Annotated in this window: 12 protein-coding genes and 1 tRNA gene; 3 read left to right on the forward strand and 10 right to left on the reverse strand. The window is 66.0% G+C overall.

All coding sequences use genetic code 11. The features are described from left to right. Positions 1–7: 7 nt before the first annotated feature. From HMPREF1138_RS06005 to HMPREF1138_RS06045, 9 genes are all read right to left on the reverse strand, one after another. On the reverse strand, positions 8–1,915 hold the full coding sequence (locus tag HMPREF1138_RS06005; protein WP_009057714.1) for a dipeptide ABC transporter ATP-binding protein: 1,908 nt from the start codon (positions 1,913–1,915) through the stop codon (positions 8–10). Then, positions 1,912–2,883 (reverse strand): ABC transporter permease, encoded by a 972-nt coding sequence (locus HMPREF1138_RS06010; protein ID WP_009057715.1) that lies wholly within the window; start codon positions 2,881–2,883, stop codon positions 1,912–1,914. Before HMPREF1138_RS06010 ends, HMPREF1138_RS06005 begins: the two co-directional genes overlap by 4 nt. Next, a complete protein-coding gene (locus HMPREF1138_RS06015) occupies positions 2,876–3,802 on the reverse strand; it encodes an ABC transporter permease (RefSeq protein WP_009057722.1) in 927 nt (308 codons plus the stop codon). The genes HMPREF1138_RS06010 and HMPREF1138_RS06015 overlap by 8 nt, the downstream gene beginning before the upstream one ends. A gap of 336 nt (positions 3,803–4,138) precedes the next feature. Continuing rightward, entirely contained in the window at positions 4,139–5,743 is a 1,605-nt protein-coding gene (locus tag HMPREF1138_RS06020) for a peptide ABC transporter substrate-binding protein (protein WP_009057709.1), read from the reverse strand. A gap of 262 nt (positions 5,744–6,005) precedes the next feature. Beyond that, entirely contained in the window at positions 6,006–6,905 is a 900-nt protein-coding gene (locus tag HMPREF1138_RS06025) for an ABC transporter substrate-binding protein (protein WP_009057712.1), read from the reverse strand. Beyond that, positions 6,902–7,597: an ABC transporter permease gene (locus HMPREF1138_RS06030; RefSeq protein ID WP_039937164.1), complete on the reverse strand. Its 696-nt coding sequence runs from the start codon at positions 7,595–7,597 to the stop codon at positions 6,902–6,904. Before HMPREF1138_RS06030 ends, HMPREF1138_RS06025 begins: the two co-directional genes overlap by 4 nt. Further along, on the reverse strand, positions 7,594–8,232 hold the full coding sequence (locus HMPREF1138_RS06035; RefSeq protein ID WP_009057717.1) for an ABC transporter permease: 639 nt from the start codon (positions 8,230–8,232) through the stop codon (positions 7,594–7,596). The genes HMPREF1138_RS06030 and HMPREF1138_RS06035 overlap by 4 nt, the downstream gene beginning before the upstream one ends. Continuing rightward, the gene (locus tag HMPREF1138_RS06040) at positions 8,229–9,128 is read right to left on the reverse strand and encodes an ABC transporter ATP-binding protein (RefSeq protein WP_009057719.1); all 900 of its coding nucleotides are present in this window, start codon (positions 9,126–9,128) and stop codon (positions 8,229–8,231) included. Before HMPREF1138_RS06040 ends, HMPREF1138_RS06035 begins: the two co-directional genes overlap by 4 nt. Beyond that, positions 9,125–9,559, reverse strand: a complete 435-nt coding sequence (locus HMPREF1138_RS06045) for a MarR family winged helix-turn-helix transcriptional regulator (protein ID WP_238318615.1) — start codon at positions 9,557–9,559, stop codon at positions 9,125–9,127. The genes HMPREF1138_RS06040 and HMPREF1138_RS06045 overlap by 4 nt, the downstream gene beginning before the upstream one ends. A 306-nt stretch (positions 9,560–9,865) precedes the next feature. Here HMPREF1138_RS06045 and HMPREF1138_RS06050 point away from each other — a divergent pair, with 306 nt between their 5' ends. Then, a complete protein-coding gene (locus HMPREF1138_RS06050) occupies positions 9,866–10,573 on the forward strand; it encodes an ion transporter (protein ID WP_009057713.1) in 708 nt (235 codons plus the stop codon). A 392-nt stretch (positions 10,574–10,965) separates the two neighbouring features. Here HMPREF1138_RS06050 and HMPREF1138_RS06055 read toward each other — a convergent pair whose 3' ends face one another. Beyond that, positions 10,966–12,339 (reverse strand): uracil-xanthine permease family protein, encoded by a 1,374-nt coding sequence (locus HMPREF1138_RS06055; protein WP_009057711.1) that lies wholly within the window; start codon positions 12,337–12,339, stop codon positions 10,966–10,968. 158 nt (positions 12,340–12,497) lie between these two features. On the opposite strand from HMPREF1138_RS06055, the gene HMPREF1138_RS06060 reads away from it, so the two are divergent. Both HMPREF1138_RS06060 and HMPREF1138_RS06065 read left to right on the forward strand, forming a co-directional pair. Next, complete coding sequence (locus HMPREF1138_RS06060) at positions 12,498–12,977, forward strand: hypothetical protein (RefSeq protein ID WP_238318616.1); 480 nt, start codon at positions 12,498–12,500, stop codon at positions 12,975–12,977. An 81-nt stretch (positions 12,978–13,058) separates the two neighbouring features. Then, positions 13,059–13,146, forward strand: a tRNA-Ser gene (locus HMPREF1138_RS06065). The last annotated feature ends 740 nt before the right edge of the window (positions 13,147–13,886 follow it).

The following is a 13,886-nucleotide window of genomic DNA, read 5'->3' on the forward strand; positions in this document are numbered from 1 at the left end:
CAGTTGCTCACAGGTTGAGCTGGATGTTGCGGCCGGGGACGGCTTCGATCAGCTCGCGTGTGTAGTCCTGGACCGGGTTGTTGAACAGCTCGTCCGTCGAGTTGGCCTCGACGAGCTTGCCCTTCTCCATGACGATGACGTCGTCGGCGATCTGGCGGACGACAGCCAGGTCGTGCGTGATGAAGAGGTAGGACAGGCCCAGCTCCGCCTGCAGGTCGTTGAGCAGGTACAGGATCTGATTCTGCACCAGCACGTCCAGGGCGGACACGGCCTCGTCCAGGACGATGACCTCCGGGTTGAGCGCGAGAGCGCGAGCCACAGCCACGCGCTGACGCTGGCCGCCCGACAGCTCGTTCGGGTAGCGGCGCATGGCGCTGCGCGGCAGGGCCACCATGTCGAGCAGCTCGGCGGCGCGGGCGATGCGCAGCTTCTTTGGGGTCAGCTTGCGCTTCTCGGCCGCGGTCAGCGTGCGCTTGCCCTCCGAGGCCTCGACGAGGGTGGTCATCCACTCTTCGGGCTCACGACCGGTCTCCTCGGCGCGCTTGATCTCCTGGACGGCGTACTCGAGGGTGCCGTAGCCGTGAATCTTCAGCGGCTCCTCGATGAGGCGGTAGATCGAGTACATCGGATCCAGCGACCCGTAGGGGTTCTGGAACACGGCCTGGAGGCGGCGGCGCAGGCGGAAGAGCTCCGCGCTGGTCATTGTCGAGGTGTCCTGGCCGTCGAAGAAGATTGTTCCAGCGGTGGGCTCGAGGAGCTGCAGGATCATGTTCGCGGCGGTCGACTTGCCGGAGCCGGACTCGCCGACGACCGCGAGGGTCGTGCCGCGGCGCAGCTCGAAGGACACGTCGTCGACGGCCAGGAAGGTGTTGTTGCCCTTCTTGGCTCCGCGAATGTCGAACTCCTTGGTGAGGTTTTCGACGCGGATGATGGCGTCCGTGGAGACGGATCCCTTGCCTGCGCCGGTGAGCTCCTCGTCGGTGACCTGGATGCCGCGCTTGTGGGCGGATTCGATGCGGGCCGAGGCCAGGGAGGGCGCGGCGGACACGAGACGCTTCGTGTAGGGGTGCTGCGGGCGCTGCAGGATCTCCAGGGCGGGGCCGGATTCGACGATGCGGCCGCGGTGCATGACGACGAGCTGTTCGGCGCGTTCGGCCGCCAGGCCGAGGTCGTGCGTGATGAACAGGACGGCGGTGCCCATCTCGGCGGTCAGCTTTTCGAGGTGGTCGAGGATGCGGCGCTGGACGGTGACGTCCAGGGCGGAAGTGGGCTCGTCGGCGATCAGCAGTTTGGGGTGCGCGGCCATGCCGATGGCGATGAGGGCGCGCTGACGCATGCCGCCGGAGAACTCGTGCGGGAACTGCTTGGCGCGGCGTTCAGCGTCGGGCAGGCCGGCTTCCTCCAGGAGCTGGGTAACGCGCTCGCCGACCTCGGACTTGGGGACGACGTTGTTGGCGAGCAGCGCTTCCTTGACCTGGTAGCCCACGCGCAGGACGGGGTTCAGGTTGCTCATGGGGTCCTGGGGGACGAGGCCGATGCCGGATCCGCGCAGGGCCACCCATTCGTTCGTGGACAGGTTGGTGATGTCCTGCCCGTCGAACTCGATGGTTCCGCCCGCGACCTTGCCGGTGCCGGGCAGTAGGCCGATGACGGCGGCGGCCGTCGTGGACTTGCCGGAGCCGGACTCGCCGACGATTGCGACGGTCTGGCCGGGGTAGATGGTCAGGTTCGCGCCGCGAACGGCGGGGACGATGCCGGTCGAGGAGGTGAAGGTGACCTCCAGGTCGGTGATCTTGAGCAGGGGCTTCTCGTCGTCGGGGTGGACGGGGGCCGAGGCCGCGGCGGGGGCGACGGCTCGTTCGACGATCTCTTCCATCTCCGTCTCGGAGAGGGGGGTGTTGTTCGTTTCGCTCACTTGCGTGCCTTCGGGTCGAGGGCTTCGCGCACGGCGTCACCCATCATGATGAAGCTGAGGACGGTCAGGGCCAGGGCCGAGGCCGGGTAGAAGAGAACCATAGGGGCGTCGCTCAGCTGGTCCTTAGCCGTGGAGATGTCGGCGCCCCAGGAGACGACCGAGCTCGGCAAGCCGATGCCCATGAAGGACAGGGAGGCCTCGGAGACGATGAAGGTGCCCAGTGCGACGGTCGCGTACACGATGATGGGGGCCATCGAGTTGGGGATGATGTGGTTCATGAGGATACGCGCACGGGAGGCGCCGGTGGCGCGGGCCGCGGTGACGAATTCTTCGTTCTTCGCGCTCATGACGGATCCTCGCGTGATACGCGCGATGGAGGTCCAGGCGAAGGCGGACAGGACGACGACGACCATGGCGATGGAGCGCGACTCCTTGAACATCTGCATGAAGACGATGGCTGCCAGGAGCAGGGGGATCGCGAAGAAGACGTCGGTGATGCGCGAGAGGAGGGAGTCGAGCCAGCCGCCGAAGTAGCCGGCGAGGGCACCGATGGTGCCGCCGATGAGGGTGACGGCGATGGTCGTCAGGATGCCGACGGAGACGGAGGCGCGGGCGCCGTAGATGACGCGCGAGTAGATGTCGCAGCCCTGCTTGTCGAAGCCGAAGGGGTGGCTCCACAGCTCGGGGGCGCCGAGGGAGTTAGAGAGCACGCAATAGCGCGGGTCTTGGCTGGTGAAGAGCCAGGGGAACACCGAGATCATGACCGCGAAGAAGATGATCGTGGCGGCGAACCAGAAGATCGGGCGGCAGCGCAGGCGCTTCCAGGCCTCGCCCCACATGGAAGAGGGGGCGCCCTCGTCGGGGACCGCGTCGACGGCACCGAGGCCGGTCTCGTCGATCTCGGAGACGTAGTGGTCCTGTCCCGCGCGGGTGCGGGAAATGTTGGCGGAGGGGATGAAATCACTCATAGCGGATCCTCGGGTCGAGCACGGCGTAGAGGAGGTCAACGATGAGGTTGGCCAGGATGTACACCAGGACGAGCACGGTCGTGATGGAGACGACGGTGGGGGCTTCACCCAGACGGATGGCCTGCCAGAGCGTGCCGCCGACGCCGTTGATGTTGAAGATGCCCTCGGTGATGATGGCGCCGCCCATGAGGGCGCCGAGGTCGCCGCCGAGGAAGGTGGCGACGGGGATGAGGGAGTTACGCAGGATGTGGCGCGTCATGACGGCGCTGTTGGCCAGGCCCTTGGCACGGGCGGTGCGCACGTAGTCGGCGGAGACGTTCTCGGAGACGGACTGGCGGGTGAGTCGGATGACGTATGCCAGGGAGACACCGCCGAGGACCATGGCTGGCATGGTCAGTGATGCCATGTTGACCGAGGCGCTGGCTGTGACCGGGAGGACCCCGAGTTTGAAGCCGAGGAGGAACTGGAGGACGAAGCCCAGGACGAAGGTGGGCACCGAGATCAGCAGGAGCGAGAATACGAGGATCGTCGAGTCGAACCAGCCGCCGCGGCGCACGCCGGCGATGACGCCCAGGGTGATACCAAAGATGGATTCGATGGCGAGGGCGTAGATGGCCAGGGCGATCGTGGTGGGGAAGGCTCGCGCCATGACGTCGATGACGGGCTGCTGGTTGAAGGACTTGCCGAAGTCGAGGGTGAAGACACCCTTGAGGTAGAGCAGGTACTGCATCCAGAAGGGCTGGTCGAGGTGGTATTCGGCGCGGATCTGAGCGGCGGCCGCCTCGGTGAGGCCGCGGTCGCCACCGAGGGCGGCAACGGGGTCACCTGGCATCAGGTAGACCATCGCGAAGATCAGAAAGGTGGCTCCGAAGAAGACCGGGATGGTCTGGAGGAGTCGCCGTCCGATGTAGCGGAGCATGGGCAATCCTTTAGATTCGTGTCGAGGGATGGGCGCGGTGCCGTTCCCGTTCGTGCGCCCCGCTGGGGGCGGGGCTGCCTTTATGTCCCATCATAGGGTAAAGAATGGGCAAATGAGGCGTGGGGGGCGTGATGTGGCCAGAGGATCAGGGCTTTTCCCTTGTTCGTGGGCGAAAGTGTGGCCCACATTGCGGGCGGCTCCTGCGGGGTGAGCACCTCACGGGTGCGCGGGCAGGCGACATATGCCGGTCTAATCGTGTTTGTCAGGTCGGGGTGCGCCGAGGGGGTGGGCGGCCGGTGCCGCCCACCCCCTCGGGTGAGGAGAGTTCCTAGGAACTCACTTGCTCGCGTTCTTGGTGATCTGGGTGAGCACGGGCTGGCCCCTCCAGTCGAAGGTCACGTTGGTCACGTTCTTGGACCAAGCGCCGTTGACGTTGTAGTACCACAGCGGGATGACGGGCAGATCCTGCAGGAGGATCTCCTGGGCCTGCTGCGCGGCCGCCGTGGCTTCCTCGGCGTTGGTGGCGCCCGCCGCCTTGGTGATCAGGGCGTCGAACTCGGGGTTGGAGTACTCACCCTTGTTCGAGGCGGCCTTGGTCACGTACAGGGGCTGCAGGAAGTTGTAGATCGACGGGTAGTCGCCCTGCCAGCCGGAGCGGAAGGCCGCGCCGATGGTCTGGTCATCTTCCTGCTGGAGCATGGTCTTGAAGTCGACGATCGCCTTGCCCTGGGCGTCGATGTTCAGCGTGTTCTTGATGGAGTTGGCGGCAGCGTCCACCCATTCCTTGTGGCCGCCGTCGGAGTTGTAGGCGATCTCGAAGGTGCCGTCCCACGGGGCGATGGCGTCGGCCTGGGCCCACAGTTCCTTAGCCTTGGTCTCGTTGTAGGTCAGGACATCGGAGCCGGGCAGGGAGTCGGAGTAGCCCGGAAGGGTGGGGGCGGTGAAGTCCTTGGCCGGGGTGCGCGCGCCGGCGTAGATCGTCGAGGTGATCTCGTCACGGTTGATGGCCATCGAGATGGCCTGGCGGCGCAGCTTGCCTTCCTCGCCCTTGAAGTGGTCGAGGTACTGCGGGATGGTCAGCGTCATGATGCCGGCGTAGGGCTCGTTGACGGAGGTGCCCGCGAAGGTCTGCTGGTAGGAGGCCATGGCGGAGGAGGGGACGGCGTCGAGGACGTCGACGTTACCGGCCTTGAGGTCGTTGTAGGCGGCATCCATCGAGTTGTAGAAGACGAAGGTCACGCCCTCGTTCTGGGGCTTCTCGTCGCCGACGTAGTTCTCGTTGGGGACGAGGGTGATCTTGACGTTGTGCTCCCAAGCGTCGTCGGAGGCCAGCTTGTAGGGGCCGTTGCCGACCGGCACCTGGCCGCCCTTGTCCGGGTCGTCCAGCGTCGAGTTGGGAAGCGGCGCGTAGGCGGTGTAGCCCAGGCGGGTGATGAGGTCGTAGGCGGGGTTCTTCAGCTTGATCGTGAAGGTGTAGTCGTCAACGACCTGGACGCCGGTCAGCTCGCCGACGCCTTCCTCATTGGTGCCGTCGAAGGAGTCGAAGAAGGAGGCCTGCTTCTGGTTCTGGGAGGTGATGAGGTTCCAGGCTCGGGTGAAGTTCTCGGCCTTGACGGGGGTGCCGTCGGAGAACTTGCGGTCCTGGTGGAGCTTGACGGTCCACAGGGTGTTGTCTTCGTTGGGCTCGATGGACTCGGCGACGTCGAGGACGGCCGTGCCGTCGGCCTCGTAGCGGACGAGCTGGCTGAACATCGCGGTGAGGATGCGGCCGCCGCCGGTCTCAGAGGTCTGGCCGGGCAGCAGAGCGTTCTGCGGCTCGGAGCCGTTGAGGACGATACCGTTGTTGGTGGTGGTGGCGGCGGATCCGCCGCCACCGGCGCAGGCGGTCAGCGCGAGCGCAGCCGCCGCGGGAATGGCGAGCCATGCCTTCTTCAGGTTCATGGTTACTACCTCCTGGTTGATGGACGGGACCGGTGGGCTATGCCCGTGGTCATGTCTTCGAGGGTAGCCCGTCGCGTGTGGAAGTATCCGGACGTGTCCATCATGTGCGCATTACATTTTGGTTACAAATGTAAAAAGTAGGTCAAATGATGGTGTGGGTCACATAAAACGGTGCAGTTGTGCCCATATTCACACGCGACGAGGCCGGGGCGCGGAACGCGAACACGCTCCCCAGCCCCGGCCTCGTCCCACGCGGGTGTTCTCAGGACAGCAAACCCTTGGAGGACAGCCACTCCCGGGCAATCTGCGACGCCGACCGCTGCTCCTGCGTGGACGCGCGGTTCATCTCCACCAGATCCGCGGGCTCAAGCGCGGCGCTCACGCGGTTGATGACGGCAGCCGCCTCATCGTCCACGCGAGCCGACGCCAGGGGAACGACGTGCGAGGCCAAGAACAGGCCCTGCGGATCCGCCAGGACCGTCAGAGTGCCGTCCGCCAGCGCCGGATCCGAGGAGTAGATGTTCGCCAGCTGAATGTCCCCGTCCCTCAGCGCCTTGACCGTCAGCGGACCGCCCGAATCCTCGATCGGCGTGAAGGACACCGTCACGCCGTAGGCCTGCGACAAGCCAGCCGGGCCATACGGGCGAGTCTCAAGCTCCGAGTTCCCGCCCAGGATCAGCGGCCCCGCTCCCGCCAGGTCGCCGATCGAGGCCAGTGAATGCTCCGCGGCGAAGTCGGCCGTCACCACGTAGGAATCCTGGTCGGTCGCCGGCGCCTGGTCGAGGGCACGCAACCCCTGCGGAAGGGCGGCGGTCAGCGCCGCGTATACCTCATCCGAGGATCGCGCGGACGCCTCGGAATCCAGGTATTGCAACAGGTTGCCCGTGTACTCGGGGAACACGTCGATCGAGCCGGCCTCGAGCTCGGGCATGTAGACCTCGCGCTGACCGATACGCATCTGTCGATCCACCGTGTACCCGGCGCCCTCCAGGGCCTGCGCGTAGACCTCGGCGATGATCTCGTTCGAGTAGTAATCCTGCGAGCCCACGACGATCGTGGACGAGGCCGTGGCGCCTCCGTCGACGGTCTGCGCCGACCCGCAGGCGGCCAGGACCAGGGCGGACGCGGCGGCGGCCGCGAGCGTGATCATCGAGCGTTTCATAGTGACTCCTTGAGTGAATTGTTCCCCGCGTCAACGCGCGAGTGAGTGCGGGCGCGCAGTGCGCGGCTCGCGGCCGCCAGCGCAGCATCCGCGAGAAGAGCGAGCGCGACGACGACGATCGCGCCGCCGATCATCTGCGCGTAGTCGCGGGTCTTCAACCCCGCGTAGAGGAAGCGGCCCAGGCCATAGTTAGCCGTGTAGGCCGCCAGGGTGGTCGTCGCGATCACCTGCAGGGTCGCCGAGCGCACACCGGCCGCGACGAGGCCCGCCGCGTGGGGCGCCTCGACACCCACAAGAATCTGGCGCTCAGTCAACCCCATCGCGCGGGCGGCATCCACCGTCGCACGCGGCGTCGAGGCGATCCCCGAATACGTCGCCGACAGCAGCGGCGGGATCGCGAGCACCAGAAGCGCCAGCGTCGGAGCCGCCAGGCCGATGCCCAGCCACAGGCCCGCGAGCGTCAGCACGCCCAGGGTGGGGACCGCGCGGGCTCCGCCCGTCGCGCTTACCAGCCACCGGCCTCTGCCCGTGTGCCCGATCCACGTGCCCACGGGCAGTGCCACCAGTGTCGCAAGCGCGACGATGAGGAGGGTTAAGCCCAGGTGCTCGGCGCTCCGGGCAAGGATCCCCGACTCGCCCATCCAATTCGCCGGGGTCGCAAGCCACATCAGGGCTTCCCAGAGAATGCTCACGCCGTCCCCCTCCTCGCCCACGGGGTTAGCGCCCAGCCGATCCCCTGCACGGCCGCGTCCACGACGAGCGCCAGGAGCACCGTCGTGACCAGGCCGGCCACGACCTCGGCCGTGATGCCGCGCTGAAAACCGTCCGTGAACAGCGTGCCCAGCGAGCGCACCCCGATAAACGCGCCCACCGTCACAAGCGACACCGTGGACGTGGCGACCACGCGCGTCCCCGCGATGATGACCGGCGTCGCCAGGGGCAGCTCGACCTCCACGAAGCGACGCGGCAGCGAGTAGCCGCACGCGTTCGCCGCCCGCAGGGTCGCGCCCGGGATCGTGCGGAAACCCTCGGTCGCCTGGCGCACCAGGACGGCCACGCCGTACAGGGTGAGCACCGCGATCATGTTCGCGTTCGAGCGCAGCGCCACCCCGATGATCACCGGCACCACCACCAGGAGAGGCAGTGACGGCACCGCATACAGGGCCGACAGGGCCGACAGGACCCAGCCGCCCCGGTGCGAAAACGCCGCCCAGCGGGCGATTGGCACCGAGAGCGCGACCGAGAGCACGATCGCCGGCAGGGCGATCCACAGGTGCTCGGCGGTCAGCTCGCCGATCAGCGCCAGGTTCGAGGACAGCCAGCTCATAGGCGCACTCCGGCGGGATCGGCGCCTCCGCGCGGCGCGGGCGAGGGGGCCGAGGAGGCCGTGGCCTCGTCCCCTCCCTGCTCACGCGTGCCCTGCGTGAGCGTGCCCACCGGGGTTCCCGCCTCGTCGACGACCAGGCCGTGGGAGCCCGTCACGCGCACCGGGCGCGCCGCGCGCGAGGCCCCCACGAAGTCGGCGACGAACGCGCAGGCCGGGGAGGTGAGTAGATCGAGCGGGCGACCCGCCTGCTCGATGTGCCCGCCCGTGGAGAGGACGGCGACCTGGTCACCCAGGGTGAAGGCCTCATCCACGTCGTGCGTCACGAACAGGATCGTCGTACCCAGCGAGCGCTGAATCTCCTTCAATTCCCGCTGCAGATCCGCGCGCACGAGCGGGTCGAGCGCGCCGAAAGGCTCATCCATCAGCAGGATGTCCGCGCGGTTCGCCAGCGCCCGCGCGACCCCCACGCGCTGACGCTGCCCGCCCGACAACTCGGAGGGGTAGCGATCAGCCATCTGCGTGTCCAGGCCCACCAGACCCAGGAGCTCGAGGGCGCGCTCGCGGGACTCTTTCTTGCCGGCGCCCTCCAGGCGCGGCACGGTCGCGACGTTGTCCGCAACCGTGCGGTGCGGGAACAGGCCGCCTTCCTGCAGGACGTAGCCGATCGAGCGGCGCAGGCGCACCGGGTCCTCGTCCGCGACGTTGGCGCCGCGCACGAAGACCGCGCCCGAGGTCGGGGTGACCATCGCGTTCACCATGCGCATGAGCGTCGTCTTTCCGCAGCCCGAGGTTCCCAGGAGGACCGTCGTCGAGCCGCGCTCGACGTGGAGGGAAAAGTCCTCGACGGCGCGCGTGCCGCCCGGGTAGGTCTTCGAGACGTGGTCGAAGCGGATCATGCGCGCCCCTTCCCGCATCCCTGCGCGTTTCCGGCAGTTGGGTCCGCGGCCTCGTCAATGAGGGCGAGCGCGTGGGCGAGGTGTTCGCGCTGGCCCGGGGAGAGGGGTGCGAGGAGTCGTTCCTGCTCGGCGGTGACGATGGCCTCGGCGCTGGCGAGGTGGGTCATGCCCGTGTCGGTGACCGTCAGGATCGTGGCGCGGCGGTCGTGCTCGCACGGCGTCCGATGGAGCAGGCCGTCGCGGTGCAGGCGGTCGACCAGGCGTGAGGCGGCGCCCAACGTGATGCCCTGGCTCGCGGCCACCTCCTGGATGCGGCAGGCGGGGGTGTCGCGCACGGTGCGCAGGACCAGGAAGCGGCCCAGTGACAGGGGGTTGTTCGCCTCGCAGAGCGCGGATTCAACCGCGTTCCAGGCGCGTAGTTCCGCGCTCACGAGGGCAGTAAACAGCGATGATGCATCCGTTGCCATAGTCAACACATTACGTAGAAATAATTGATATGTATAGCGAGTGTGAGGGGAAACTCGTTGATGCTTTCACGAAATCGGTTGCTACTGTGTGCTCGTCGAACGGCTCTCGAACCGTGTGTGGGGTGTGGTTGGCGGGCCCCCGTGCGGTGCTACAGTGCGTGGTGTCGGCGACTGACAAGCGTCGTGCCCCTCGCTTCGTGCACGGGGGGTTCCCAGTGGCGGGTGAGTTTTCTTGGTGCGTCACGCGTCTATCAATGAGGAGTGTCAACGGTGCGAAAACGTCTCTACTCTCTGCTGAACGGCGAAGACAGCGCGGCACTGTGGTACGGCCGCATCATGACCGTGCTCATTATCGCCAGCCTCCTTCCCCTATGTTTCAAGGGGTTCAGCCCCGTCCTTGAGTCGATTGAATACGTGTGCGTCCTCGTGTTCATCGTCGACTACCTGGCCCGCTGGGCGACGGCGGACCTGAAGCTACGCAAAGGCGCGACGTCGTTCCTGATCTACCCCTTCACGCCGATGGCGATCATCGACCTGGCGTCGATCCTGCCCGTCTTCAACGCCCTCAACGACGCGCTGCGCACGCTGCGAGTCCTGCGTCTGTTCCGTGCGCTGCGTGCCTTCAAGCTCATCCGCTACTCGAAGAGCGCCTCCGCCATCGCCGCCGTGTTCGAGAAGCAAAGGGAGGCACTGCTGGCCGTCCTCTGCCTGGCGATCGGCTACATCCTCGTCAGCGCCCTCGTCATTTTCAACGTCGAGCCGGACACCTTCAACACCTTCTTCGACGCCGTCTACTGGGCGGTCGTCTCCCTGACGACTGTCGGCTATGGCGACCTCTACCCCTCCTCCGACGTGGGGCGCACCATTGCCATGATCTCCTCGCTCATGGGCGTCGCGGTCGTCGCCTTGCCCTCGGGCATCATCACGGCGGGCATGCTCGACGAGCTGCGCGGTGGCGGGGCGAGCGATGAATCCTAGATGGTCTTCATGGTTGCAACCTGTGAGGGAACACTCGTTGATCATGCGGTGATCGCTGCGCTGCGTCTTGGTTGATCTGCACTTGTCAGGAGTAGGTTGGTACCCACTCTCATGGCTTATCGACGAAAGAGACCTCATGCTGATCCTTGGAATGATCGCGGCCTTCCTGGCTGCCGCCCTCCTCTGAAAACTCGCATGCAATTCTCAGTCGGTCACTTTGTGGGTGCGCCCAAAAACGTTGGAATTCCGGGCATCGGGCTGACGGTGTTCGTGGCGCGCTCGGGGAATTGCATGCGAAATTGGGAGAGATGAACGAGGCCGGGGCCCGACACACCCCTCACCGAGCGGTGAGCGAGTGGCCGAGCCCCGGCCTCGTCAATGAAAGCGTCAGATCAGGCGTCAGCCTGCGGCGCGGGGGAGCGGTGGCGCTTCGAGTACGCCTCGCCCTCCAGCTCCGAACCCGACGGCGCCGACGCGGGCGACGCCGCCTCCAGGTTCGTGCCACGCAGCTTCGAAATCAGGCGCATGCCGTGGTAGATCGCCAGAGCGGCGGCCGTGCCCAGCGCGATGCCCTCGAAGGACATGTCACCGATCTTCCACGTGAAGTTCGCAATCGCGACGATCAGGGCCACCGCGGCAGTGTTCAGGTTCACCGGGTTGGAGAAATCCACGCGGTTCTGCACCCAGATACGCACGCCCAGCATGCCGATCATGCCGTACAGGACCGTGCCCGCGCCGCCGAGGACGCCCGGGGGAATCGTCGCAATCAGCGCGCCGAACTTCGGCAGCATCGACAGAACCAAGGCAACACCAGCCGCGATCAGGTACGCGGCCGTCGAATACACGCGGGTCGCCGCCATCACGCCGATGTTCTCCGCGTAGGTCGTCGTACCCGAGCCGCCGCCGCTGCCAGCCAGCATCGTAGACAAGCCGTCCGCCATGAGCGCACGGCCCGTCAGGTCATCCATATTCTCGCCCGTCATCGCGGACACGGACTTCACGTGGCCGACGTTCTCGGCGACCAGGATGAACACGACCGGCAGGAAAAGGCCCAGGGTCGACGGGGCGAAGCTCGGGGCCTGGAACTCGGGGAAGCCAATCCAGGCAGCCTTGCTCACGGTCGAGAAATCAACCTGGCCCTGGATAATCGCAGCCACGTAGCCGATCAGCACACCGATGAGAATTGACAGGCGGCCCAGAATACCCTTGAAGAGGACCGTCACGAGGCAGATCGACACGATCGTCACGACAGCAGTGATCGGGCCTTCCTTCACCCAGTTCCATGCGGCGGGTGCCAGGTTCAGGCCGATGAGAGCCACAATCGCGCCCGTCACCACGGGCGGCATGACCGCGTCAATCCAGCGCACGCCCGCGAAGTGAACGATCAAGCCAACCGTAGCAAGCGTCGCACCCGTCGCAATGATGCCGCCGAGCGCGTAGGAGGACCCCATGGACGCCGACACAGCGGTAATCGGGGCGATCAGGGCGAACGAGGAACCCAGGTACGAGGGCAGACGGCCCGCCGTGATCAGGAAGAACAGCAGGGTGCCGATCGCAGTGAAAAAAAGCGTTGTTGACGGGGGGAAACCCGTCAACAACGGAACAAGGAACGTCGCACCAAACATTGCGACCACGTGCTGGGCGCCAATGCCAGCGGTGCGCGGCCACGACAGCCGCTCGCCCGGGAGGACGACGTCGCCAGGATTAATGGATGTGCCGTTACCGTGAAGCTTCCAACGGAACAGCGAGGTCTTCGTTTCGCTCATAAGCGTACAAATCCGATCAGTTGATGGGCGGGATGGCCGTACCGGTCGGAACAACAGGGTAGCGCGTTCCGGCCAAGTCCCGCGGCATTTGATACCGAAAAACCCAGTCCCCACGCAAAGTGTGGTGGACGCCCCTTTCGATATGGGATAGTGGACGCATGAGCGCACCGGCACCCCACCCCTCCGCGCCCGGCGGCACGCCCCCGGCAGTGGCCACCCCGGCCTCGTCGCCCCGTCTTGCCGAGGCCGTCGCCCCCTACCCGGGAGCCGGCACCGGATTCCCCTATGCGTCGCGCGGCGTCGATGACCGCTACGGGTACGCTCCCGCCAACCCCGCTGCCGTTGGCCTTGCCGCCCCGCACTTCCCCGGAACTGAATACGTCAACATGCACGAAGTCTTCGCCGACGGCGGCTACACCTCCCCCAAGCCCGTCACCAACCCCCTGGCGAAGACCGCCCTGTGGGTCAGCGTCTTCGCGATCTTCGGGCTGCCCCTCATCGTCGGCGCGGTCCTCGCCGTCATTGCCCTGATGGAGGCACAAAAACTCCCCGATCGGATCGGCCAACACGAGGCCATCGCAGCCCTCATCTACGACGCCATCATCGCCTTCGTGTGGACCTCGATCTCCATCCTGTAGACGAGGCTGTGACCGGCTCCATTGGCTTGGATTGGCGCTGCGGGCCGTTTATTGCTTATGATTGTCCGGCACGATGTGCACGGAGGATTCGCCTAGTGGCCTATGGCGCACGCTTGGAAAGCGTGTTGGGTGCAAGCCCTCGGGGGTTCGAATCCCCCATCCTCCGCCACCGGACCCCGGGACCGCTTCAGGTTCCGGGGTTTTCTTGAGCCTGGGGCGCTCGCTCGGGGTGCAAGCCGCGGGTTAAGGGTTATAGGACACTACGTGTTGGTTTTGTGGCGACTTTTCGGCTTATTAGTGCGGGAAAGTCGGTACTTTAGTTGGTTGGGACCAACTATGAGGATGGACAAATCGTGTTGCTAGCAGGGTGACTTTTCGGCTTTGTTGCGCGGGAAAGTCACTATTTTAGTTGGTCGTATTTGCCTCGTTCCCGCGAATACTGCATCGCCGGCCCGTGTATGGCGCCCCATGATCGGGTGAGAGGACACCGTGGCCTGGTCCTTGCGCTCGTGGGTGCCGCAACCTGACTCTGTTCGGGTAATGGTGGGGGGTTTTGCAGCATTAGAAGCATCGCCACGGCGTGTCGCCGGCGTGTCGCACCTCTAATGGTGCAATTCCCCCCGTTTGCTGGCGGTGAGCTCGCGATTCGGGGCGGCGAGGTCGTGGTTCGGGGTGGTGAGGTCGCGGTTCGGGGCGGCGTGGCGCCCAAAGTGCAGACCACCTCAGTGAAAAACGCCGACAATGGGGTGTCGTGGGCGAGGTGGTCTGCGTTGTGGTCACAACGGCGCCTGGCCTCGTGCGTCGCTCGCACGCGAACCCGCTATAGCGTGCGCTGACCCGCAATATCGCACGTAAACCCACTATTCCGTGTCTGGGCGGGGCTGCCCACGCTCGTATTAGCGGGCCCAC

This window comes from Actinomyces sp. ICM58 (genome assembly GCF_000283035.1).
Taxonomy (GTDB): domain Bacteria; phylum Actinomycetota; class Actinomycetes; order Actinomycetales; family Actinomycetaceae; genus Pauljensenia.

Coding starts and splice junctions, on each gene's coding strand:
- HMPREF1138_RS06025 (WP_009057712.1), bottom strand. CDS start 6,905: ATGAAACGCTCGATGATCACGCTCGCGGCCGCCGCCGCGTCCGCCCTG.
- HMPREF1138_RS06055 (WP_009057711.1), bottom strand. CDS start 12,339: ATGAGCGAAACGAAGACCTCGCTGTTCCGTTGGAAGCTTCACGGTAAC.
- HMPREF1138_RS06015 (WP_009057722.1), bottom strand. CDS start 3,802: ATGCTCCGCTACATCGGACGGCGACTCCTCCAGACCATCCCGGTCTTC.
- HMPREF1138_RS06060 (WP_238318616.1), top strand. CDS start 12,498: ATGAGCGCACCGGCACCCCACCCCTCCGCGCCCGGCGGCACGCCCCCG.
- HMPREF1138_RS06010 (WP_009057715.1), bottom strand. CDS start 2,883: ATGAGTGATTTCATCCCCTCCGCCAACATTTCCCGCACCCGCGCGGGA.
- HMPREF1138_RS06020 (WP_009057709.1), bottom strand. CDS start 5,743: ATGAACCTGAAGAAGGCATGGCTCGCCATTCCCGCGGCGGCTGCGCTC.
- HMPREF1138_RS06035 (WP_009057717.1), bottom strand. CDS start 8,232: ATGAGCTGGCTGTCCTCGAACCTGGCGCTGATCGGCGAGCTGACCGCC.
- HMPREF1138_RS06040 (WP_009057719.1), bottom strand. CDS start 9,128: ATGATCCGCTTCGACCACGTCTCGAAGACCTACCCGGGCGGCACGCGC.